21 protein-coding genes and 5 tRNA genes are annotated in these 21,128 nt (G+C 63.5%); 14 read left to right on the plus strand and 12 right to left on the minus strand.

The genetic code is table 11. From position 1 onward, the window contains the following. Positions 1-46 precede the first annotated feature (46 nt). Both VGN93_RS07355 and recJ read left to right on the plus strand, forming a co-directional pair. Positions 47-1,369 carry a homoserine dehydrogenase gene (locus VGN93_RS07355; RefSeq protein ID WP_327506937.1) on the plus strand — a complete coding sequence of 441 codons (1,323 nt, stop codon included), beginning with the start codon at positions 47-49 and terminating at the stop codon, positions 1,367-1,369. A 199-nt stretch (positions 1,370-1,568) separates the two neighbouring features. Further along, a complete protein-coding gene (gene recJ, locus VGN93_RS07360) occupies positions 1,569-3,377 on the plus strand; it encodes a single-stranded-DNA-specific exonuclease RecJ (protein WP_327506938.1) in 1,809 nt (602 codons plus the stop codon). Between the two features lie 33 nt (positions 3,378-3,410). Here recJ and VGN93_RS07365 read toward each other — a convergent pair. The 5 genes from VGN93_RS07365 to VGN93_RS07385 all read right to left on the minus strand — a co-directional run bounded on the left by VGN93_RS07365 (position 3,411) and on the right by VGN93_RS07385 (position 6,458). Continuing rightward, positions 3,411-3,485: transfer RNA gene (locus VGN93_RS07365), tRNA-Glu, on the minus strand. A gap of 129 nt (positions 3,486-3,614) precedes the next feature. Continuing rightward, positions 3,615-3,689, minus strand: a tRNA-Glu gene (locus VGN93_RS07370). A gap of 448 nt (positions 3,690-4,137) precedes the next feature. Further along, positions 4,138-4,212: transfer RNA gene (locus VGN93_RS07375), tRNA-Glu, on the minus strand. Positions 4,213-4,352: 140 nt separating this feature from the next. Beyond that, entirely contained in the window at positions 4,353-5,669 is a 1,317-nt protein-coding gene (locus VGN93_RS07380; protein WP_327507006.1) for a YcbK family protein, read from the minus strand. Between the two features lie 348 nt (positions 5,670-6,017). Continuing rightward, a complete protein-coding gene (locus VGN93_RS07385) occupies positions 6,018-6,458 on the minus strand; it encodes a VOC family protein (RefSeq protein WP_319318909.1) in 441 nt (146 codons plus the stop codon). Between the two features lie 195 nt (positions 6,459-6,653). On the opposite strand from VGN93_RS07385, the gene VGN93_RS07390 reads away from it, so the two are divergent. The 5 genes from VGN93_RS07390 to VGN93_RS07410 all read left to right on the plus strand — a co-directional run bounded on the left by VGN93_RS07390 (position 6,654) and on the right by VGN93_RS07410 (position 8,438). Further along, positions 6,654-7,232 carry a cold-shock protein gene (locus tag VGN93_RS07390; protein ID WP_319318907.1) on the plus strand — a complete coding sequence of 193 codons (579 nt, stop codon included), beginning with the start codon at positions 6,654-6,656 and terminating at the stop codon, positions 7,230-7,232. Positions 7,233-7,282: 50 nt separating this feature from the next. After that, entirely contained in the window at positions 7,283-7,729 is a 447-nt protein-coding gene (locus VGN93_RS07395) for a DUF192 domain-containing protein (protein ID WP_327506939.1), read from the plus strand. A 96-nt stretch (positions 7,730-7,825) separates the two neighbouring features. Then, positions 7,826-7,902: transfer RNA gene (locus VGN93_RS07400), tRNA-Pro, on the plus strand. A gap of 129 nt (positions 7,903-8,031) precedes the next feature. Beyond that, positions 8,032-8,337 (plus strand): ETC complex I subunit, encoded by a 306-nt coding sequence (locus VGN93_RS07405; RefSeq protein WP_327506940.1) that lies wholly within the window; start codon positions 8,032-8,034, stop codon positions 8,335-8,337. A 24-nt stretch (positions 8,338-8,361) separates the two neighbouring features. Beyond that, positions 8,362-8,438, plus strand: a tRNA-Arg gene (locus tag VGN93_RS07410). A 64-nt stretch (positions 8,439-8,502) separates the two neighbouring features. Here the strand turns inward: VGN93_RS07410 and VGN93_RS07415 are convergent. Further along, positions 8,503-8,934 (minus strand): BA14K family protein, encoded by a 432-nt coding sequence (locus VGN93_RS07415; protein ID WP_327506941.1) that lies wholly within the window; start codon positions 8,932-8,934, stop codon positions 8,503-8,505. A gap of 286 nt (positions 8,935-9,220) precedes the next feature. On the opposite strand from VGN93_RS07415, the gene VGN93_RS07420 reads away from it, so the two are divergent. After that, positions 9,221-10,195 carry a GlxA family transcriptional regulator gene (locus tag VGN93_RS07420; RefSeq protein ID WP_327506942.1) on the plus strand — a complete coding sequence of 325 codons (975 nt, stop codon included), beginning with the start codon at positions 9,221-9,223 and terminating at the stop codon, positions 10,193-10,195. A gap of 243 nt (positions 10,196-10,438) precedes the next feature. On the opposite strand, the gene VGN93_RS07425 is transcribed toward VGN93_RS07420, so the two are convergent. The 4 genes from VGN93_RS07425 to VGN93_RS07440 form a co-directional block, all read right to left on the minus strand. After that, positions 10,439-11,215, minus strand: coding sequence for an amino acid ABC transporter ATP-binding protein (locus VGN93_RS07425; RefSeq protein ID WP_327506943.1), 777 nt, complete (start codon positions 11,213-11,215; stop codon positions 10,439-10,441). A gap of 15 nt (positions 11,216-11,230) precedes the next feature. Further along, positions 11,231-12,385: an amino acid ABC transporter permease gene (locus VGN93_RS07430; RefSeq protein ID WP_327506944.1), complete on the minus strand. Its 1,155-nt coding sequence runs from the start codon at positions 12,383-12,385 to the stop codon at positions 11,231-11,233. A 1-nt stretch (position 12,386) separates the two neighbouring features. Next, complete coding sequence (locus VGN93_RS07435; protein ID WP_327506945.1) at positions 12,387-13,595, minus strand: amino acid ABC transporter permease; 1,209 nt, start codon at positions 13,593-13,595, stop codon at positions 12,387-12,389. A gap of 96 nt (positions 13,596-13,691) precedes the next feature. Next, complete coding sequence (locus VGN93_RS07440; protein ID WP_319318887.1) at positions 13,692-14,720, minus strand: amino acid ABC transporter substrate-binding protein; 1,029 nt, start codon at positions 14,718-14,720, stop codon at positions 13,692-13,694. Between the two features lie 357 nt (positions 14,721-15,077). Here VGN93_RS07440 and VGN93_RS07445 point away from each other — a divergent pair, with 357 nt between their 5' ends. Beyond that, positions 15,078-16,268, plus strand: coding sequence for a cystathionine beta-lyase (locus VGN93_RS07445; RefSeq protein ID WP_327506946.1), 1,191 nt, complete (start codon positions 15,078-15,080; stop codon positions 16,266-16,268). Positions 16,269-16,278: 10 nt separating this feature from the next. On the opposite strand, the gene VGN93_RS07450 is transcribed toward VGN93_RS07445, so the two are convergent. Next, the gene (locus VGN93_RS07450; RefSeq protein WP_327506947.1) at positions 16,279-17,430 is read right to left on the minus strand and encodes an FAD-dependent monooxygenase; all 1,152 of its coding nucleotides are present in this window, start codon (positions 17,428-17,430) and stop codon (positions 16,279-16,281) included. Between the two features lie 22 nt (positions 17,431-17,452). Next, positions 17,453-17,701 (minus strand): zinc-finger domain-containing protein, encoded by a 249-nt coding sequence (locus tag VGN93_RS07455; RefSeq protein ID WP_327506948.1) that lies wholly within the window; start codon positions 17,699-17,701, stop codon positions 17,453-17,455. A 167-nt stretch (positions 17,702-17,868) separates the two neighbouring features. Between VGN93_RS07455 and VGN93_RS07460 the strand changes: the two genes are divergently transcribed. The 5 genes from VGN93_RS07460 (at position 17,869) to clpS (ending at position 21,123) form a co-directional block, all read left to right on the plus strand. Continuing rightward, positions 17,869-18,654, plus strand: a complete 786-nt coding sequence (locus VGN93_RS07460) for an alpha/beta hydrolase (RefSeq protein WP_327506949.1) — start codon at positions 17,869-17,871, stop codon at positions 18,652-18,654. A 90-nt stretch (positions 18,655-18,744) separates the two neighbouring features. Beyond that, complete coding sequence (gene cysE / locus VGN93_RS07465) at positions 18,745-19,578, plus strand: serine O-acetyltransferase (protein ID WP_319318874.1); 834 nt, start codon at positions 18,745-18,747, stop codon at positions 19,576-19,578. Between the two features lie 152 nt (positions 19,579-19,730). Beyond that, positions 19,731-19,934: a DUF3126 family protein gene (locus VGN93_RS07470; protein ID WP_241595993.1), complete on the plus strand. Its 204-nt coding sequence runs from the start codon at positions 19,731-19,733 to the stop codon at positions 19,932-19,934. 218 nt (positions 19,935-20,152) lie between these two features. After that, positions 20,153-20,506 carry a phasin family protein gene (locus VGN93_RS07475; protein WP_319318868.1) on the plus strand — a complete coding sequence of 118 codons (354 nt, stop codon included), beginning with the start codon at positions 20,153-20,155 and terminating at the stop codon, positions 20,504-20,506. A 266-nt stretch (positions 20,507-20,772) separates the two neighbouring features. Beyond that, the gene (clpS, locus tag VGN93_RS07480) at positions 20,773-21,123 is read left to right on the plus strand and encodes an ATP-dependent Clp protease adapter ClpS (protein WP_319318865.1); all 351 of its coding nucleotides are present in this window, start codon (positions 20,773-20,775) and stop codon (positions 21,121-21,123) included. Positions 21,124-21,128 lie beyond the last annotated feature (5 nt).

The following is a 21,128-nucleotide window of genomic DNA, read 5'->3' on the forward strand; positions in this document are numbered from 1 at the left end:
CTCCGCGCCTTGCGGAGGGCTTTTTCCAAAACGTTAGGACATGACCATGGCTGATGCCCTGAAGATCGGCATTGCGGGCTTGGGCACCGTTGGTGCTTCGCTCGCGAAGATTCTCGTCGAACGCAGGGACATGCTCACGACGACGTGCGGCCGGTCGATCGAGATTGTCGCCGTTTCCGCGCGCGCCAAGGGCCGCGATCGCGGCGTCGATCTGTCCGCCGTCGAATGGTTCGACGATCCGGTCGCGCTCGCTCGCGAGGCGAAGATCGACGTCTTCGTCGAGCTGATGGGCGGGGCGGGCGATCCGGCCCTTGCCGCGGTCAAGGCGGCGCTGTCGCGCGGCGTGCATGTGGTGACCGCCAACAAGGCGCTGCTGGCTGCGCATGGCGTCGAGCTTGCCGGAATCGCGGAGAAAAACGGGTGCATCCTCAACTACGAGGCGGCGGTCGCCGGCGGCATCCCGGTCATCAAGGCACTGCGGGAATCGCTCACCGGCAACACGATCTCCCGCGTCTACGGCATCATGAACGGCACCTGCAACTACATCCTGACCAAGATGGAGAAGGAGGGCCTGTCCTTCGAGGCCTGCCTCAAGGAAGCTCAGCGCCTCGGTTACGCCGAAGCCGACCCGGCCTTCGACATCGAGGGCAACGACACGGCGCACAAGCTGTCGATCCTGACGACGCTCGCCTTCGGCACCAAGATCTCGGCCGACGATATCTATCTCGAAGGCATTACCAACATCTCGATCGATGACATCCGCGCTGCGGCCGACCTCGGCTATCGCATAAAACTGCTCGGCGTGGCGCAGAAGACCGATACCGGCGTCGAACAGCGCGTGCACCCGACCATGGTGCCGCTCGATTCGGTGATCGCGCAGGTCGATGGCGTGACGAATGCCGTGGCGATCGAATCGGACATTCTCGGCGAACTGCTGATGGTCGGCCCCGGTGCGGGCGGCAACGCGACGGCCTCCGCCGTGCTCGGCGACATTGCCGACATCGCGAAAAGCCGCCCGGGGGCACAGACCGTGCCGGCGCTCGGCCGCCCGGCGGCGTCCCTTGCGCCCTACAAGCGCGCGCAGATCCGCAAGCACCATGGCGGCTATTTCATCCGCCTTTCCGTGGAAGACCGCACCGGCGTTTTCGCCAGCATCGCCAAGCACATGGCGGCGAACGGCATCTCGCTCGAATCGATCGTCCAGCGCGCGCAGTCGACGACCGAATCGACCGATCCCAAGACCATCATCCTCGTCACCCATGCGACGATGGAGGATTCGGTCCGCAAGGCCGTCGCCTCCATCAAGGGCGAGGGCTATCTCGTCGGCGAGCCGCAGGTCATCCGCATCGAGCGGCCGAAGGCGGCCTGATTCTCTGCCGTCGCGATCTGGCGCCACCCCCCTCTGCCCTGCCGGGCATCTCCCCCTCAAGGGGGGAGATCGGCAAGTGGCGGGAATTGTGCTCAAATCGCATCGTTGGTGATGGGCAAGACATCGCCTCATCCAATCTCCCCCCTTGAGGGGGAGATGCCCGGCAGGGCAGAGGGGGGGTAAAGAGACGAGAGCGGCCATGAGCATGTTGGAAAACGCAGATCCCGTCAGCCGCGCCTTTCTCGGCGTCGAGCGCTCGGTGACGGGCCAGCGCTGGGTGGCGCGGCTCGACCAGGCGGGGGAAAACCGCGCGCTGGCGATGAGCCAGACGCATGGCCTGCCGGACCTCATTTCGCGCGTGCTGGCCGGTCGCGGCGTGCCCTTCGAAACCGCGCTCGAATTCCTCGACCCGACGCTGCGCCGGCTGATGCCGGAACCCTACAGCCTGATGGACTGCGAGGCCGCGACCGAGCGGCTGGCGCGCGCCGTCGAGCGCGGCGAGCGCGTCGCGATCTTCGGCGACTACGATGTCGACGGCGCGACCTCCTCGGCGCTGCTCTACCGCTTCCTCGTGCATTTCGGCGTGCAGGCGGAAATCTACATTCCCGACCGCATTTTCGAGGGGTATGGGCCCAATCCGAACGCGATCGCCCAGCTCATCGAGCGCGGCGCGCAATTGATCGTCACCGTCGATTGCGGCTCGACCAGCCACGAATCGCTTGCGGTGGCGCGCGATCGCGGCATCGACGTCGTGGTGATCGACCACCATCAGGTCGGCGAGGACCTGCCGCCGGCCGCGGCCCTGGTCAATCCCAACCGCGAGGACGACCTGTCGGGGCAGGGGCACCTGTCCGCCGCCGGCGTCGTCTTCCTCGTGCTGGTGGCCCTGCAGCGCGTCCTGCGCGCGCGGGGCGATATGCGGGCCGCCGGCTTCGATCTGCTCTCCATGCTCGATCTCGTGGCGCTCTCCACGGTCTGCGACGTCGTTCCGCTGAAGGGGCTCAACCGTGCCTATGTGGTGAAGGGCCTCGTCGCCGCGCGCCATCTCGGCAATGCCGGCCTGACGGCGCTGCTCAAGCAGGCGGGCATCGGCGGGCCGGTGACGCCCTACCATCTCGGCTTCCTCGTCGGTCCGCGCATCAATGCCGGCGGGCGCATCGGCGATGCGGCGCTCGGCAGCCGGCTGCTCACCATCGACGAACCGGGCGAGGCCGAGCGCATCGCCAAGCAGCTCGACGAGCTGAACCGCGAGCGCCAGGCCATGGAGGCCGCGATGCTTGCCGAGGCGGAAGCCGAAGCGCAGGCGGAATACGGCACGGGCGACAGTGCCGCCGTGATCATCACCGCGCGCGAGGGCTGGCATCCGGGCGTCGTCGGCCTGCTCGCCTCGCGGCTGAAGGACCGCTTCCGCCGCCCCGCCTTCGCCATCGCCTTCGATCCCTCCGGCAAGGGCACCGGCTCCGGCCGCTCGATCAGCGGCTTCGATATGGGCCGCATGGTGCGCGCCGCCGTGGACGAGGGGATCCTGGTCAAGGGCGGCGGCCACGCCATGGCGGCCGGCCTGACGGTGGAGCGGGCCAATCTCGGCCGCCTGCGCACCTTCTTCGAGGAGCGCGCCGAGCGCACCGTGCGCGACCTGGTGGCCGTGGAGACGCTGAAGATCGACGGCGCGATGAGCGCGAGCGGCGCGACGCTCGCGCTCGCCGACCAGCTCGAACAGACCGGTCCCTACGGCTCCGGCCATCCGCAGCCGATCTTCGCGCTGCCGGCGCACCGCGTCCGCGATGTGCGCCCCGTCGGCGTCAACCATCTGCGCATCGCGCTGGAAGGCCCCGATGGCGGGCGGATCGACGCCATGGCGTTCCGCGCGGCGGAAGCCGATCTCGGCATGTTCCTGATGAAGGAGCGCGGCCAGGCGGTCCATCTCGCCGGCACGCTTTCGGCCGATAGCTGGCAGGGTAGCCGGCGCATGCAGTTCCGCGTGCTGGACGCCGCAAAGGCGTTCTGACGGGCGTATCGAGTGTGGGACGATCGGGGGAAGTGGCACGCCCTAGGGGAGTCGAACCCCTCTTTTCAGAATGAAAATCTGACGTCCTAACCGATAGACGAAGGGCGCGTGCGGTGGCCGTCTTCTAGTCGGGCCTGCCGATTTGCGCAAGCCCTAACGGCAGGATTTTTCTCTTTTTTCCCGCTCGGCTGACGAGCCGGTTCGAGAAGGTCATGGCAATATTCGGGGGAGGGGAAGTGGCACGCCCTAGGGGAGTCGAACCCCTCTTTTCAGAATGAAAATCTGACGTCCTAACCGATAGACGAAGGGCGCGTGCGGTGGGCGTCTTCTAATCAGGACCGGCCGGATGCGCAAGACGGAAAATCGCGAAAATCGCAACTTTTTCATCGGTGGAAACAGGAAGCCACGGGGCAGGGCGCCGTCGTTGAACTGACGACTGGCAATTTCGCGGGCGCCTTCCCATATAATGTTTGCTGAAGGTCCTGAGGTTGCCGCCGTTGACCCTCCCGGCGGTGCTCGTGGCTCAGCCCGTTGCCTCCCTCGGCAACACACAGCCGCTCGTCCGGCAAGCTGGGCCGGACGAGCGGTGCGACTAAGCGGATCGAGACCCCGGAGCGCTGGGCCATACTCGACGGGGCCTCTCTCCCGACCGCGCAACACCGCAGCCGTAAATCCTCAACGATCCTTAACCATATGTCGTTCCACGCCAAGGCGAGCACGAAAAGCTTCGGTCGGTCATGAATGCGTGATGTGGGGAGGGTGGCACGCCCTAGGGGAGTCGAACCCCTCTTTTCAGAATGAAAATCTGACGTCCTAACCGATAGACGAAGGGCGCGTGCGGTGGGCGTTTTATAGAAGGGCGCCTTGGCTTCCGCAAGCGGGAAAAAGCCGTTGTGACAAAAAAATGAAAAGCCGCCCGGAGGGCGGCTTGAGATGCGCGAAAGAGAAACAATTACAGGAGTTTAGGCCGAAATCTTATTTGCGCCGGCGGCAGCGCCAGTTCCAGTCGCGTTCCGGACCGACGTCGATATGCACGGATTCGGTATGGCAATAGGTGCCGACGCCGCCGCGGCCGGGCATGCTGCGCAGATATTCCGCAAGCTCCCATTTGCCGACGCCCGAAATCTGGATATCCGCCGCCTCGCAACGGGTGTGCAGCGATTGTTTTGCGCGATTGCGCTTCATATCCCTGAGGCCCGAGGTGACGATGATCGGCTTGTCATAGTGCTTCTCGATCGTCTTCAGCACCTGCAGCAATTCCGGCTTGAAACAGCCGGTCTTCACCTTTTCGGTCTGCAGCCAGAGGCCGTTCGGCGCGAGCCGCGCAAGACCGGCGAGCGAGGCCACTTCCTTGAACTGCGGTGCGTCGTCCTCGACCTCTTCGGATTCCGAATGTTCCGTCGAAAACAGCGCATTGGCGGTCGAAACGCCGGGAAGCCTGCCGAGCGACGCCTTCTGCGTGGCACTGGCGCTGTCGCGATTGATGACGCGGCGCGGCTGTTCGGCAAAACGATCGCCGTCGAACTGGTCTTTGGCTTCGCGCTTGCTGGCGAACAGCGAGGCGAGCGTCACCGTCTTACGCGGCTTGCCCTTCGTCTGCGTCTCGGCAAGACCCGCCTGCGTCGTCGTGTCCGGCAGCGCGGCGTTATCGTCCGCTGCGAGTGCAAGATCGGCGGCATTGCCGGTCGCTGCCTCCGCGACGAGCGCCGTGCGCGCGGTCTTGGGGATCGGCACATTTTCCGGCAGCACCACTTCGGCCTGCTGGTCGCCAAGCGTTTCGAGCGGCGGCTGCCCGGTCGATTCGACCGTCGGCATGTCCTCGACCGGCAACCGGCCGGACTGGTCCGCGCCCTGCGCCTCGCCGGAACCGGCATAGAGGCTTTTCACGGAGGCATTGGTGCCAGACGTCTGCGTCGCATAGGCGTTGCCGGCCTGGCCGCCATTCGCATAGATGCTCGACTGGCCGGCATTCAGCGTGGTCTGCTGCATGACGAGCCCGGCCATGTCGCGGCCGGCCTCTTCGCCCGCGACCTGGCCACCCGCTGCCGTTCCGGCATCCGCGGTAACCGATGGATCCTGCGCAGTCCTCTGGGCTGCATCGGCGCTCACCACCGGCGTGGTGGTCTCGTCGGTGCTGCCTTCGGCGACCGTTTCTTCATTTTCCTGCGCGGCCTTGTTGTTCGCGCGAATATCCGTGGAGACTGCGGAAACGCAGCCCGAGAGCGTGGCAACCGACACGGCCAGCAGCAATCCATACCGCAGCGCCTTCAGGCCTGGCCACTTTCCCTGCATGTCCTGCAAAGGCTTTCCCCCGCTTTCGACGTTCGTGCCCTCGGTCTTGCCGCCGATGGTGCTATTTTTTCAAACAGTCGCAACCGCAAGCGAGAAAGGCCGGAGGCCTGGCTGCGGTTGCCGCGATGTTAACGTTTCGGCCGAGCCTGTAAAGGCCGAAGCGCGTGGAGCCGTCAACGCAATACGGGAAGCAATCCGGCCGGAATCGGCCAAGGCGCCCCTCTTGCTGGCGATCGACCGGAAGGCAAGAAATCCCGGCCAAATACGGCGAAACGATGGTCTCGCGACAAAGCTATAGGACGCAAGCTTTGCCCGGAGCTTGCGTCGATAGCGCCTGCCGGGCCGGTCTTACCAGACGCCGGTATTGCCCATCGATGCCCAAGGCTCGGCCGGCGCCAGGTTTTCGCCCTTCTGCAGGATCTCGATGGAAATGCCGTCCGGCGAGCGCACGAAGGCCATGTGGCCGTCGCGCGGCGGGCGGTTGATGGTGATGCCGTTGTCCATCAGCTTCTGGCAGAGCGCATAGATGTCGTCGACCTCATAGGCGAGGTGGCCGAAATTGCGCCCGCCCGCATAGTCCTCGGTGTCCCAGTTATAGGTGAGTTCCAGGCAGGGCGCCGCATTTTCGCGCGCGGCGGCGACATCCCCGGGGGCGGCCAGAAAGATCAGCGTGAATCGGCCCTTTTCGTTCTCGTAGCGGCGCACTTCCACGAGGCCGAGCAGCGTCGCGTAGAAATTGAGGGACTGATCGACGTCTTTGACGCGGACCATCGTGTGGAGATAACGCATTGGAATGTCCTCTGAATGTGGGCTCGTCAGAAAGTGTAGGGTTTTGTCAGCCTCAGGCAAGCCTTGCAGCCTACCAATAGGGCCAGCAAAACTTTCAAAGGGACTTGCGCATCCGCATCGGGACAATGTTATTCTGGTTATCAAGAATCAGTTAACCGTAACTCATGTGACGCGTAAACGAGGGGCTGGCAGGTCATGGTGGACAGGGTGTCTTCAAAGGAAATCACAGCCCGTGATGACCAGAGCAGCGACGCCGTCGATCTGATCGAGATCACCGGTGTCATCAAGTGGTTCGACGTCGCCAAGGGCTTCGGCTTCATCGTGCCCGACAACGGTATGCAGGATGTCCTGCTGCACGTCACCTGCCTCAGGCGCGACAACTACCAGACGGTCCTGGAAGGAACGCGCGTCGTCGCGCTGATCCAGAAGCGCGACCGCGGCTACCAGGCCTTCCGCATCCTGTCCATGGACCAGTCCACGGCTGTGCATCCCTCGCAGATGCCGCCCGTCAAGACTCACGTCCAGGTCACGCCGTCGAGCGGGCTGGAGCGGGTTCTGGTCAAGTGGTTCAACCGCACCAAGGGTTTCGGCTTTTTGACGCGCGGCGAGGGCACCGAGGACATCTTCATCCATATGGAGACGCTCCGCCGATTCGGCCTGACGGAGCTGCGCCCCGGCCAGGTCGTGCTGGTGCGCTTCGGCGATGGCGACAAGGGCCTGATGGCCGCGGAAATCCATCCGGATATGCCGGTTCCCGGCAACATGGCCCACTGATGGGTCCTGTCGTGCGGACGTTCGGCTTCGCGCGCCTGGCTAGCGCCTTCATGGCGTTTTTTTTCTGCTTTTCGCTCGCCGCCCATGCTGCGGAAACCTTCGACAAACAGCCGCTGACGATCGTGACGAAGGACGGCAAGAAACACGCCTTCACGGTGGAACTCGCCGTCACGCCGCGCCAGCGCGAGCAGGGCCTGATGAACCGCCGCGAAATGGCGCCGGACCACGGCATGCTGTTTGCCTTCGGCGAGACGCGGCAGGTCTTCATGTGGATGAAAAACACCTACCTGCCGCTCGACATGCTGTTCATCGCCAGGGACGGCAAGGTACGCGCGATCAAGGAAAATGCCGAGCCGCTCTCCGAAGCGATCATCGATTCGCAGGGACCGATCGACTACGTGCTGGAACTGAACGGCGGCACCGTCAAACGCCTCGGCATCCGCGCCGGCAACCGCGTCGAGAACGAGCTGGTGGAATCCCAGCGCAAGGCGCAATAAACCATCCCCGCATTTCTCGCGACAAGCGCCCGAAAGCACCTATTAGCTGTTGCGGCCGCCGCCGGATGCGTGTATCTCCCCCTTCGCCGGGACGGACGGAGTGTAGCGCAGTCTGGTAGCGCATCTGGTTTGGGACCAGAGGGTCGGGAGTTCGAATCTCTCCACTCCGACCATGTCCGGCGGGCGTCTCGATGACAAATGCTCGGCCGGTCATTCCCCCTTTACGGAATCTGGGTTATGCATGCTCGAACGCGCGCCGGCGGAACGGCGTGCCTGTCTGCGAGAATTCTGGAGTCGCTTCGATGACCGCGAAGATCTATCGTCCCGCCAAGACCGCCATGCAATCCGGCAAGGCCAAGACCCACCTCTGGGTTCTGGAATTCGATGCCGAAAAGCCGCGTACGATCGACCCGATCATGGGCTATACGAGCTCGGGCGACATGTATCAGCAGGTCAAGCTGACCTTCGAGACGAGCGAAGAGGCGATCGCCTATGCGAGCCGCAACGGCATCGAATACCGCGTGATCGAGCCGAAGGAAGCGACCCGCAAGCGCGTCGCCTATCCGGATAACTTCCGCTTCAACCGCATGCAGCCCTGGACCCACTGAGGTTTTACTGGCGCCGCCAGTCCCGGCCCCTTAGCTCAGCTGGATAGAGCATCTGCCTTCTAAGCAGAATGTCGCAGGTTCGAGCCCTGCAGGGGTCGCCAAGTCCCATTCATGCAAAAGGGCAGCCAACCGGCTGCCCTTTTGCATTGTCAACGACCCGCTTACTTAATAAGGCGAAACGCACTGCTGGCGCGGGCCGTTGTACGGCTGGAACGTATTGTCGTACGCGCGGTACGAGCGATAGCGGTTGGCGCACCAGCTCGCATGCGAGCCGCTGCCGGCCTGCGGCTGGTTGGAAATCGCGCCGCCGATGATCGCGCCGGCACCGAAGGCAGCGAGCGGGTACCACCAGCCGTCGGAGTGGCGGCGATAGCCCGGGCGGCGGTCGCGATAGCCGCGATGGCCGTGCCAGCGGCGTTCCGCACGGCGTTCGTAGCGGTCGCGGCGGCGCTCATAGCGATACTGGACCTGTTCGACATTCGAGGCTTCCGGAACCGGAACCCTTGCGAATGTCACGGCCTGGGCCGGGACGATGGAGGTCAGCGCAATGGCGATGGACAGCGCGCCTGCGGCAAATCCGGTCTTGAGCTTCAGCATGATTAAACCTTTCGTGCTTGAAATGCCTCCGCAGCAAAACGCGGCAAGGCGCCGGTTGTTCCCTTGCTTTCGAAGGCAGGTGGAGTCCGGAGAAAAAGTCAAAAAAAACGGGTTGGTCCGCCTTGTCGGCTCGCCAACCCGTTCCGGTAAAATGCGGATCAGGGTGTTCGGGGTACAGGGGCTCTCACCACAATCCGGCTGCATCTCCAGATCTCCTGTAAGGCGATCATGCCCGAATGCGCTTTTCTCGATTGACATAACCCGCATCTTTTTTGACAATTTCCACATGCGTAAGAAAGAGCTGCGGCAGGGACCGCTCGAAGTCACGATCGTCCTTCTGCCGGAGTCGTCGATCATGTCGCTCGCCTCGGTGCTCGACCCGATGCGTGCGGCAAACCGCGTCGTGCCGGAGCCGGTGTTCCGCTGGACGATCCTGTCGCCGCAGGGCAGGCCGGTGCTCCTGACCTGCGGCGTGGAGATCCGGGTGGATGGCGATTTTGCCGATGTCACCAGCGGCGACGCGCTGCTTCTGATTGCCGGCTTCAACCAGGATCGCCATGCCGACCGCAATTTCGTTGCCCGGCTAAAGAAGGTCGCGCGCCGCTTCGGCGTGGTCGCCGGCATCGAATCGGGATGCTGGCTGCTGGCGCGCTCGGGCCTGCTCGACGGGCGCGATGCGACCGCGCATTGGGAGGAACTGGAGGATTTCGCGGCGGCCTTTCCCGCGCTCAACGTCCGTGCCGACCGTTTTGTCACCGACGGGCCGCTCTGGACGTCCGGCGGCGCTTCGCCGACCTTCGACATGATGCTGCATCTGGTGCGCGAGCGTTTCGGCTCGGCGGTGGCGCTCGATGTGGCGAGCGTCTTCGTCTATGACGAGACCCATGCGGCGACGGATGCACAGCCGCTCGTCTCGCTTGGCAGGCTCGGGGAACACCAGCCGGAACTCGCCGCCGCCATCCGCCTGATGGAGCGCACGGTCGACCGGCCGCTGACCATCGCCGCACTCGCCCGGCGGCTCGGTTTTTCGACACGCAAGCTGGAGACGCTGTTTGCGGCGGGCCTCGGTATCGGGCCGGGGAAATATTACCTGCGCCTGCGCCTCACCGCGGCCCAGAGGATGGTGCGTGACACGCCGCTGTCGATCCGGGACGTGGCGCTGCGCAGCGGCTTCGACAGCCTCTCCGCCTTCTCACGCGCCTTCCGCAACCATTTCGGCGCAAGCCCGCTGAAGCTCAGGGCAGAGCTGCGGGTCAAGTGAATGCCGCGATGGTGCGGGGTGTGGCGTGGATTCTCGGGTCAAGCCCGAGGATGACGAAAGAAGGGAGCTTGAGAGAGACCTGGCGGCGTCGCCGCGTGCCGCACCGTGGGATGGGCCGGCAACAGATCCTCCCCTCCGTCATTCTCGGGCTTGACCCGAGGATCCACGCGACACCCGCACCGTTCCCGCAAAACAAAAAAGGCGGGCTCAAAAGCCCGCCTTCCGTATCTCAGTGCCGTCCGCTTAGTGCAGGATCTGGCTGAGGAAGAGTCGCGTGCGCTCGTGCTGCGGATTGTCGAAGAACTCGGCCGGCGAGTTCTGCTCGACGATCTGGCCCTGGTCCATGAAGATGACGCGGTTGGCGACCTGGCGGGCGAAGCCCATTTCGTGCGTCACGCACAGCATGGTCATGCCCTCTTCGGCGAGCGACACCATGGTGTCGAGCACTTCCTTGACCATTTCCGGGTCGAGCGCCGAGGTCGGCTCGTCGAACAGCATGATCTTCGGCTTCATGCAGAGCGCGCGGGCGATCGCCACGCGCTGCTGCTGGCCGCCGGAGAGCTGGCCCGGATATTTGTGGGCCTGTTCGGGGATCTTGACGCGCTTCAGGTAGTGCATCGCCACTTCCTCAGCGTCCTTCTTCGGCATCTTGCGCACCCAGATCGGCGCCAGCGTGCAGTTTTCCAGGATCGTCAGGTGCGGGAAGAGGTTGAAGTGCTGGAACACCATGCCGACTTCGCGGCGCACTTCGTCGATCTTCTTGAGGTCGTTGGTGAGCTCGATGCCGTCGACGACGATCTGGCCCTTCTGGTGCTCTTCGAGGCGGTTGATGCAGCGGATCATCGTCGACTTGCCGGAACCCGATGGGCCGGCGATGACGATGCGCTCGCCCTTCATGACCTTGAGGTTGACGTCGCGCAGCACGTGGAAATCGCCGTACCACTTGTTCATGTTGGTGATCTCGACGGCGACATCCGTCGTGGAGACCGCCAGCTTTTGCGCCTGGGCTTGGTTGGCCATTGTGTTTCCTCTCTTTTATCGTTTGTGGCCCTTGTCGAGCCGGCGTTCCACGAAGGCCGAGTAGCGCGACATGCCGAAGCAGAAAATCCAGAACACGAAGCCGGCGAAGATCAGGCCCGTCAGCGGCGTGACCGGCGTGATCCAGGCCGAATCCCCAAAACTTGCCTTCACGATGCCGAGCAGGTCGTACATCGAAATGATCGTGACGAGGGACGTATCCTTGAACATGCCGATGAAGGTGTTCACGATGCCCGGGATCACGAGCTTGATGGCCTGCGGAAGCACGACGAAGGTCATTTTGTGGAAGTAGTTTAGACCAAGCGCGTCGGCGGCTTCATATTGCCCTTTCGGAATGGCTTGGAGACCGCCGCGAATAACCTCCGCCATATAGGCGGACGCGAAGATCGAAACGCCGATCAGCGCGCGCAGGAACTTGTCGATATTGTTGCCGGGTTCGAGGAACAACGGCAGCAGCACGCTCGCCATGAAAAGCACCGTGATCAGCGGCACGCCGCGGATCAGCTCGATGAAGACGACGCAGGCCGTCTTCAGCACCGGCATGGTCGACCGGCGGCCGAGCGCCAGCAGGATGCCGGCCGGCAGCGAGACGACGATGCCGACGAAGGAGATGATGAGCGTCACCATCAGCCCGCCCCAGAGCGAGGTCTCGACGTGCCGCAGGCCGAACACGCCGCCGAGCAGCAGGAAGAAGGCGACGACCGGCAGCACGATCAGCAGCAGCAGCGCGTTCAGGCCCTTGCGCGGCGCCTTCGGCATCAGGAAGGGGATGAGCAGGCCGACGAACATGACGACGACCAGGAGCGGCCGCCAGAGTTCGTCGCGCGGATAGGAGCCGAACATGAACTGGACGAAGCGGTCGCCGACATAGGCCCAGCATGCGCCGTTCCAGCCGGCCGGAAGCTGGCCGCCCTGATCGACGGTGAGGCAGGCTGTGCGGTCTGCGCCGGTCCAGACGGCCGATACGAACAGCCAGTTGAGCAGGCCCGGTACGAAGTAGAGGATCGCCGCCAGCGCGACGAGGGTCAGGATGCTGTCCTTCCACGAGGCGAAGAGGTTCTTGCGGACCCAGCCGATGGCGGAGGAATCCGACATCGGCGCCTTCTCGGGCTCGAGGAACTGGCTGCGGACGTAGGTAATGCTTTCAGCCATATCAGCGCTCCACCAATGCCATCTTGGCGTTGAACCAGTTCATGAACAGCGAGGTGATGAGGCTGATCGATACATAGATCAGCATCCAGATCGAGATGATTTCGATCGACTTGCCCGACTGATTGAGGATGGTGCCGCCGACCGCGACGAGATCGGCATAACCGACGGCCACCGCGAGCGAGGAGTTCTTGATGAGGTTGAGATACTGCGAGGTGAGCGGCGGAATGATGATGCGCAGCGCCTGCGGCAGCACGACGAGGCGTGTCGCCTGGCCGGGGCGCAGCCCCAGCGCATAGGAGGCCTCCGACTGGCCCTTCGACACGCCGCGGATGCCGGCGCGCACGATCTCGGCGATGAAGGAAGCCGTATAGAGCGACAGCGCGAGGTAGAGCGCCAGGAATTCCGGCCCGATGACCATGCCGCCGTTCATGTTGAACGAACCCGGCACCGCATAGTCGAGCGAAAGCGGGCTGCCCATCACGAGGAAGACGATGAGCGGGAACAGCACGATCAGGCCGAGATTGACCCAGAGCACCGGCGGGCGGATGCCCGTGGCGCGCTGGCGGGCATTGGCCCAGATGGCGAAGCCGATCGCCGCGACGATGCCGATCAGGAAGGCCGCGAGCACCACGCCAAAGCCCTCGCCGAAGACCGGTGCGGGCATGTAGATGCCGCGGTTCGAGATGAAGAAGACCGCGTCCGGATTGTCCTTCACGTGCTGGAAGATCGTGCGGATCGACGGCAGCAGGGCGAGAACGCCGAGATACCAGAAGAAGATGACGAGCAGCGGCGGAATGTTGCGGAAGATTTCCACATAGACCGTGCAGAGCCGCGCGATCAGCCAGTTGTGCGACAGGCGGCCGATGCCGACGAGCAGGCCGACGATCGTCGCGGTGACGATGCCGGCGGCGGCGACGACGAGCGTGTTGATAAGGCCGACCTGAAGGGCGCGGAAATAGGTCGAGTCGCTGCTATAGGCGATCAACGACTGTGCGACGTCGAAGCCGGCGCGGCTGTTCAGAAAGCCGAAGCCCGCCGACATGTTGGCGCGGGCAAGGTTCTGGACGACATTGTTCCACGCATACCAGACGGCGGAGACGATCACGATGATCGTCACGACCTGGTAGACAGTGCTTCTCAGCGCCGGATTGTAGAGAAGAGATACCTTCGGCGGTTCGCCGGACCCTGTTCGGGCATCCGCAAGAGCCATGCATTTCCCCTGACATTGTTGTCGCCCTGTTTTCCGGGCGTTTTGTTTGAAAGGGAGGGCAATCGCTTGCCCTCCCGGAGTGGTGCGGATGATCGCTTAGCGAACCGGAGGTGCGTATTGCAGGCCGCCCTTCGTCCACAGGCCGTTCAGGCCGCGGGCGATCTTGAGCGGGGAACCTTCGCCGACATTGCGATCGAAGGATTCGCCGTAGTTGCCGACCGCCGTGATGATCTGCACGGCCCAGTCCTTCGGCACGCCGAGGTCGGCGCCGATGGTGCTGTCGGCTTCTTCGCCGAGGAAGCGCTTGATGTCCGGGTTAGCCGACTTCTTCATCTCTTCGACATTCGCCTGGGTGATGCCGAATTCTTCGGCGGCCACCATCGCGTAGTGCGACCAGGTCACGATGTCGAACCACTTGGAGTCGTTCTGGCGAACGGCCGGGCCGAGCGGCTCCTTGGAGATGATTTCCGGCAGAACCATGTGGTCGTCCGGATTGGCCATCTTCAGGCGGATCGAGTAGAGGCCCGAGGCGTCCGTCGTGTAGACGTCGCAACGGCCGGCATTGTAGGCGGCGTCGGCTTCATCCTGCGCTTCGAAGACGACCGGCTTGAAGTCCATGTTGTTCGAGCGGAAGAAGTCGGCGAGGTTGAGTTCGGTCGTCGTGCCGGACTGTACGCAGACGGAGGCGCCGGACAGTTCGAGCGCCGACTTCACGCCGAGCTCCTTCTTCACCATGAAGCCTTGGCCGTCATAATAGTTCACGGCGCGGAAATCGAAGCCGAGCTGCGAATCGCGGCTGATGCTCCAGGTGGTGTTGCGGGCGAGAATGTCGATTTCGCCGGACTGCAGGGCCGGGAAGCGGTCCTTGGCCGAGAGCGGCGTGTATTTCACCTTGGTGGCGTCGCCGAAGACGGCAGCGGCCACGGCCTTGCACAGGTCGATGTCGAGACCGGACCAGTTGCCGGCCGAATCCTGTGCGCCGAAACCGGCGAGGTTCGAGCCGTTCACGCCGCACTGCACGAAGCCCTTTGCCTTCACGTCAGAGAGCGTGTCCGCCTGTGCTGCATTTGCGCCAAGCCCCAGTACGGCAGCGCCGACGAGCGCAGCCATGATTTTTTTTGCCATTTTTTTACAACCTTTTTCTGTTGTCTTTGTTTTGTCCGCAGGCCCCGCACCCCTGACGGGCGCGCCCACGAAAACTCGCCACCCTCCCGGCGCGAGGTTGCTTATCTCATGCTCAAAATTTCGCAGGGTCAAGTGATCCGAACCATTTTCCGTCCGGTAACCTAAATTTGTCGGCAGTTGACGGGTTTTTGGGCAAAAAACCGTGGACTTGTGCAGTAAATCGCACAAAATTTCCGCGCAGGGGAGACTTGAAGCGCTTTGGGCGCCTTTGCATCCTTTTGTATGGGGGTTGACCTGCCCGGTTCCGCTGGCGAAAAGTCGGTGTCACAAACCCCTCGCATCGCTTCGGACAGATCCATGAAAAACAAAGACGAAATCCTCGCCGGCGCCGGCGTGAACACGCGCCTTGCCCATGCCGGAAATGACCCGGCGGACTATTATGGCTTCGTCAATCCGCCCGTCGTGCATGCCTCCACGGTGCTCTTTCCCGATGCCGCGACGATGGAAAAGCGTGCGCAAAAATATACCTATGGCACGCGGGGCACCCCAACCACCGACGCGCTCTGTGCCGCGATCGACGAACTGGAGGGGTCTGCCGGAACGATCCTCGTGCCTTCGGGCCTTGCCGCCGTCACCGTGCCGTTCCTGGCCTATCTCTCGGCCGGCGACCATGCGCTGATCGTTGATTCGGTCTATCACCCGACCCGCCATTTCTGCGACACGATGCTGAAGCGCCTCGGCGTCTCCGTCGAATATTACGATCCGACGATCGGCGCCGGCATCGAAGCGCTGATCAGGCCGAACACCAGGCTGGTGCACACCGAGGCACCGGGCTCCAACACGTTCGAAATGCAGGATATTCCGGCCATCGCCGCCGCCGCCCACAAACACGGCGCGGTCGTGACCATGGACAATACCTGGGCGACGCCGCTCTATTTCCGCCCGCTGGATTTTGGCGTCGATGTCTCCATCCACGCGGCGACGAAATATCCGGCCGGGCATTCGGACGTGCTGTTCGGCACCGTCTCGGCCAATGCCGCCCATTGGGAACAGCTGCACGACACGCAGATCACGCTCGGCACCTGCGCCTCGCCGGATGACGCCTACCAGGTGCTGCGCGGCCTGCGCACCATGGGCGTGCGGCTGGAGCGCCACCAGGAGAGCGCTTTGGCACTGGCGCGCTGGCTGGAAGGCGTCGAGGACGTGTCGCGCGTGCTGCATCCCGCACTGCCGAGTTTTCCCGGCCACGACCTCTGGAAGCGCGATTTCAAGGGGTCGAGCGGGATCTTCTCCATCGTCCTGAAGGGCGGATCGCCGGAGCGCTACAAGGCGAAGGCGCATGCCTTCCTCGATGCGCTCGGCATTTTCGGCCTCGGCTATTCCTGGGGCGGCTTCGAGTGCCTCGCGGTGCATGTCGGCCTCAACGACCGCCGCGTCGCCAAGGGGCCGGAGGAAGGCCCGGTGCTGCGCCTCCAGATCGGGCTCGAGGACGTCAAGGACATCAAGGCGGATATCGAACGCGGGCTTGCCGCGGCACGGGCGGTTTGAGCGCAGCCCTTCAATTGGGTGTGCGGTAGCCGTAGAGCCAGTCGAGATCGGCGGCGAGGCTTTCCGGGCCGCGCAGCGACAGCACGAGGTTGCGGGCGAGCGCGATCGGCCCGCGGGCATGGTAGGCGAAGCGGTTGAAGGCGCCGCGGCTGCGCACCCGGGCGACGCGTTCGCGGCGGGTGGTCTCGAATTGCCGCAGGGCCTGGCCGGTGTCGGTCGCCTCGGCGAGCCGGTTTGCCAGCAGTGCTGCATCCTCGATCGCCATCGCGGCACCCTGGGCCGCGAAGGGCGTCATGGCATGTGCGGCGTCGCCGATCAGCACCGTTTTTCTTCCATCCGTCCAGGCGCCGTCCGGGCATTCGAAAAGCGGCCACATCAGCGGCGCGCGCGCGTCGTCGAGCAGGCGGCGGATATCATTGTGCCAGCCGGAAAAGGCGCTGAGCAACGTCGCAGTATCGCCGCTCCGCGACCAGCCTTCCGGCGGCGCTTCCGCCGATTGGTGAATGGCGACGATGTTGAATGCCTGGGTTTGCGCGAGCGGATAGGCGACCAGATGGGCCTGCGGGCCGAGGAAGGCGGTCACGGTGCGCGGGTTGAGAAAGGACGGCGCGGCGGCGTAGGGCACGAGGAAGCGCCAGGCGACATTGCCGGAATAGCGCGCGGGCAGGGCGCCCGACACCGCCTGCCGCAGGCGCGACCAGACGCCGTCCGCGCCGATCAGCACGTCCGCGGGTGCGATGGCGAGGGCGTCCTGCACGGTCTCGATTCGCTGGCCCGTCGCGAGCGTGCAGAGCGGCTCGTCGCGCACGGCCTCCAGCAGCACGGCTTGCAGCGCGGCACGCGGGAGCACGCCATAGGGTGCGCCCCAGCGGGTGCGGGCCGCCTTGCCGGCAGGGACCGAGGCGAGGGGGGCGAGCGTGCTTCCGGAGGAGAGCATAATGTGATCCGGCTCGCTCCAGCGGGCGCTCAGCGCATCGAGGAGGCCGAGACCGGCGAGGATACGCGACGCGTTCGGGGAGAGTTGCAGGCCGGCGCCGACCTCCTCAAGGGCCGGGGCCTGTTCGAGGATATGCGAGGCGATGCCCTTGCGGGCGAGGGCCAGCGCCGCCGTCAGCCCGGCTATGCCGGCACCGACGATGGTTGCGGATCTCGTGGAAGACATGCGGGTGCCGGCCTTTCGGCCGTTACGCCGCGACCTGGTTGGTGAAGGTACAGCCGACCGGCTCGGTCTGGGTGGCCTTGAAGCTCGAATTGTAGCGGTAGAGCGTCGAGCAGTACGGGCAGACCTTCTCGTTGTCGTCGCCCATGTCGAGGAAGACATGCGGATGGTCGTAGGGCACCGAGGCGCCGACGCACATGAATTCCTTCACGCCGATCTCGATCATGCGATGGCCGCCGTCGTTCTGGAAATGAGGAATGCCGTGTCCAGCCATGTCATGCTCCGTGGGAATGCCTGTTTTCTGCGCCGGACCATAGTCGCCTTCCGGCCGAATGTGTAGATGCAAAACCGTCGCGCCGGTCGAGAAATCCGCCCGGCCACCGTTTTCTCGACGATCAAACGGCATTAAGAGCAAGGCATGAAAACGAAAGAAGGCCCGCGATGAACCTCGATGCTCCGTCCTTTTCCAGTTTCACGCATGACGGCCTCGAGCTTGCCTTCTTCGACGAGGGCGACCCGTCGGGCGATCCGGTGCTGCTGATCCATGGATTTGCGTCGAGCGCCAGCGTCAACTGGGTGTTTCCCGGCTGGCTGAAGACGCTGGGCGATGCCGGCTACCGCGTCATCGCGCTCGACAATCGTGGCCATGGTGCCAGCGCCAAGCCGCACGATCCCGCGGTCTATACGCCGCCGCTGATGGCAGGCGATGCGGCGGCGCTGCTCGATCACCTGGCGATCCCGGAAGCCCATGTCTTCGGCTATTCGATGGGCGCGCGCATCACTGCCTTTCTGGCGCTGGCGCATCCGCACCGTGTGCGCTCCGTGGTCTTCGGCGGCCTCGGCATCGGCATGGTGACGGGGGTCGGCGACTGGGATCCGATCGCCGATGCGCTGCTCGCCCCGTCGCTCGCTTCCGTGACCCACGAGCGCGGCCGCATGTTCCGCGCCTTCGCCGACCAGACGAAATCCGACCGCCAGGCGCTCGCCGCCTGTATCATGACGTCGCGTGACCTGCTGACGCCGCAGGACATGGGCCGCATCGACGTGCCTGCGCTGATCGGCGTCGGCACGAAGGACGATATAGCCGGCAGCCCGCAGGCGCTCGCCGAGCTGATGCCGAACGCCCGCGCGCTCGATATCCCCGGCCGCGACCACATGCTGGCCGTCGGCGACAAGGTTTTCAAACGCGCCGTCTTGGATTTCTATGCGGAGATCGACGGCCGCTGACGCGGCGTTTACGACAATGGTCGCCGGGCCATTTCGCTCCGGCGCCCTTTGCTTTATATATGGACGGGAATGACCATAAGGAGTGCGGCGATGGTCGCGACGAACGAACTGCGGGCCGGCGAGAATCTCAAGGCCATGGATCCGATCTGGGACAGCCTGCGCGAGGAAGCGCGTGTTGCCGCCCAGGCCGAGCCGCTTCTGGCGGCTTTCCTCTATTCGACGGTGCTGAACCACCGTTCGCTGGAGGAAAGCGTGATCCACCGCGTCTGCGAGCGCCTCGACCATCCGGACCTGCAGGCGAACCTGCTGCACCAGATCTTCGACGAGATGCTGGAAGACTGGCCGGAATGGGGCGGCATCCTGCGCGTCGATATCCAGGCCGTCTACGACCGCGACCCCGCATGCCTGCGGTTTTTGGATGCCGTGCTCTATTTCAAGGGTTTCCACGCCATCCAGACCCATCGCGTCGCCCACTGGCTCTACAACCGGGGCCGGCGCGACCTTGCGCTCTATCTGCAAAGCCGCTCTTCCAGCGTCTTCCAGACCGATATCAACCCGGCCGCCCGCATCGGCAAGGGCATTTTCCTCGATCACGCCACCGGCTTCGTCGTCGGCGAGACGGCGACGATCGGCGACAATGTCTCGATCCTCCACAATGTCACGCTCGGCGGCACCGGCAAGGAGGGCGGCGACCGCCATCCGAAGATCGCCGACGGCGTGATGATCGGCGCGGGCGCAAAAATCCTCGGCAATATCCATATCGGCCATTGCTCGCGCATCGCCGCCGGCTCGGTGGTGCTGAAGCCCGTGCCGCCGAAATCGACGGTCGCCGGCGTGCCGGCCAGGGTCATCGGGGAGGCCGGCTGCAACGAGCCGTCGCGCGCCATGGACCAGCTTCTGGCAGCCTTCGACTACGATCTGTAGCACCGTCAGCAAACGTGCAAAGCGGCTTGGCGTCCGGCGTTGCGAGAAAGACTCCAACGCGGAAAAGTCGCTTTCCTGCGGAAATCGAGGGTTTACACGCCCCGGAGCAGGTGCGAGAAGCGCGGCAAATCAAACGTTGATGGAGACATATCGTGACGCCGGAAGAAATCAGGAAGCTCGAGGCCTACTTCAAGCGCAATATCAACAAGGAGATTGTCGTGAAGGCCCGTCCGCGCAAGGATGAATCGGCGGAAGTCTATCTCGCGGACGAATTCCTCGGCGTTATCTTCCGCGACGATGAAGATGGAGAACTCTCCTACAACTTCTCCATGGCAATCCTCGACATCGATCTCTGATCGTCGGTATTATTTCCAGAAAAAAGCCCGGCTGCCTCTCGCGCCGGGCTTTTTCATTATTGTTTTGCGACAAATTCGTCTTTTCCGCCCCCAATGATCATACCTATTGCGCAAGGTCTTGCTTTGCCTGCGAAATATTGCATTGCAGCATGAATATTGACTTTATTGTGCGGCGCATATAGATTTCGGGCCTAAACCGGGATCCAAAGGAGACTTCGATGTTCAATCTCGACGACGCAAACAAGAAGAGCAAGGAAGCCGTGGACACGTTCGTAAAGAGCTACACGACCGTTGCCCAGGGTTTCCAGGCGATCGCCACCGAAACGGCCGACTACTCGAAGAAGTCCTTCGAAAACAACGTCGCCCATTTCGAAAAGCTCTCCGGCGTCAAGAGCGTCGAAGCCGCTGTCGAACTGCAGACGGCTTTCGTGAAGTCCGCCTATGAAGGTTTCGTCGCCGAAGCCACGAAGCTCACCGAAATGTATGCCGACCTCGCCAAGGGCGCCTACAAGCCCTACGAAGCACCGGTCGCCAAGGCGACTGCCGCTGCCAAGGCCGCCGTCGCCGCCTGATTTTTCCGGTACCACGTACGCGTATAACGTTTAATGGCCGGCTGTGGGCAACCGCAGCCGGCCATTGCGTGTTCCAAGGATTGCGCGAGGCTGATGGAGCGGGCGCAAATTTCGCTATTTCCTTCGGATGACCCGCGATTATGATTGCAGTGCGAAGCGAGGCTCTTACAATCGTGTGACGAGACATTAGATAACAGGTCCAGAAGGCAGCCTCGGCTGAACGGTTCGCCCAAAGGAAGCGACCGAAATCAAGGGAATGAACACGAATGGATGTGAGACGGGTTCGAATGCAGGATGGGGAAGGCGGCGGCGACACTCCCGGTCGCAGCACCTCCGTCATTACCCGCGCGAAGCCTAAGACGAAGAAGCCGAGCCTTTATCGCGTCCTGCTTCTCAACGATGATTATACGCCCATGGAGTTTGTGATTCACATTCTGGAACGTTTCTTCCAGAAGGACCGCGAAGCGGCGACAAGGATCATGCTGCATGTGCACAATCATGGCGTGGGCGAGTGTGGCGTGTTCACCTACGAGGTTGCCGAAACCAAAGTGACACAGGTGATGGATTTCTCCCGCCAGCACCAGCATCCGCTGCAATGTGTCATGGAAAAGAAATGAGGAAC

The organism is Shinella sp. (genome assembly GCF_035998705.1).
GTDB lineage: Bacteria > Pseudomonadota > Alphaproteobacteria > Rhizobiales > Rhizobiaceae > Shinella.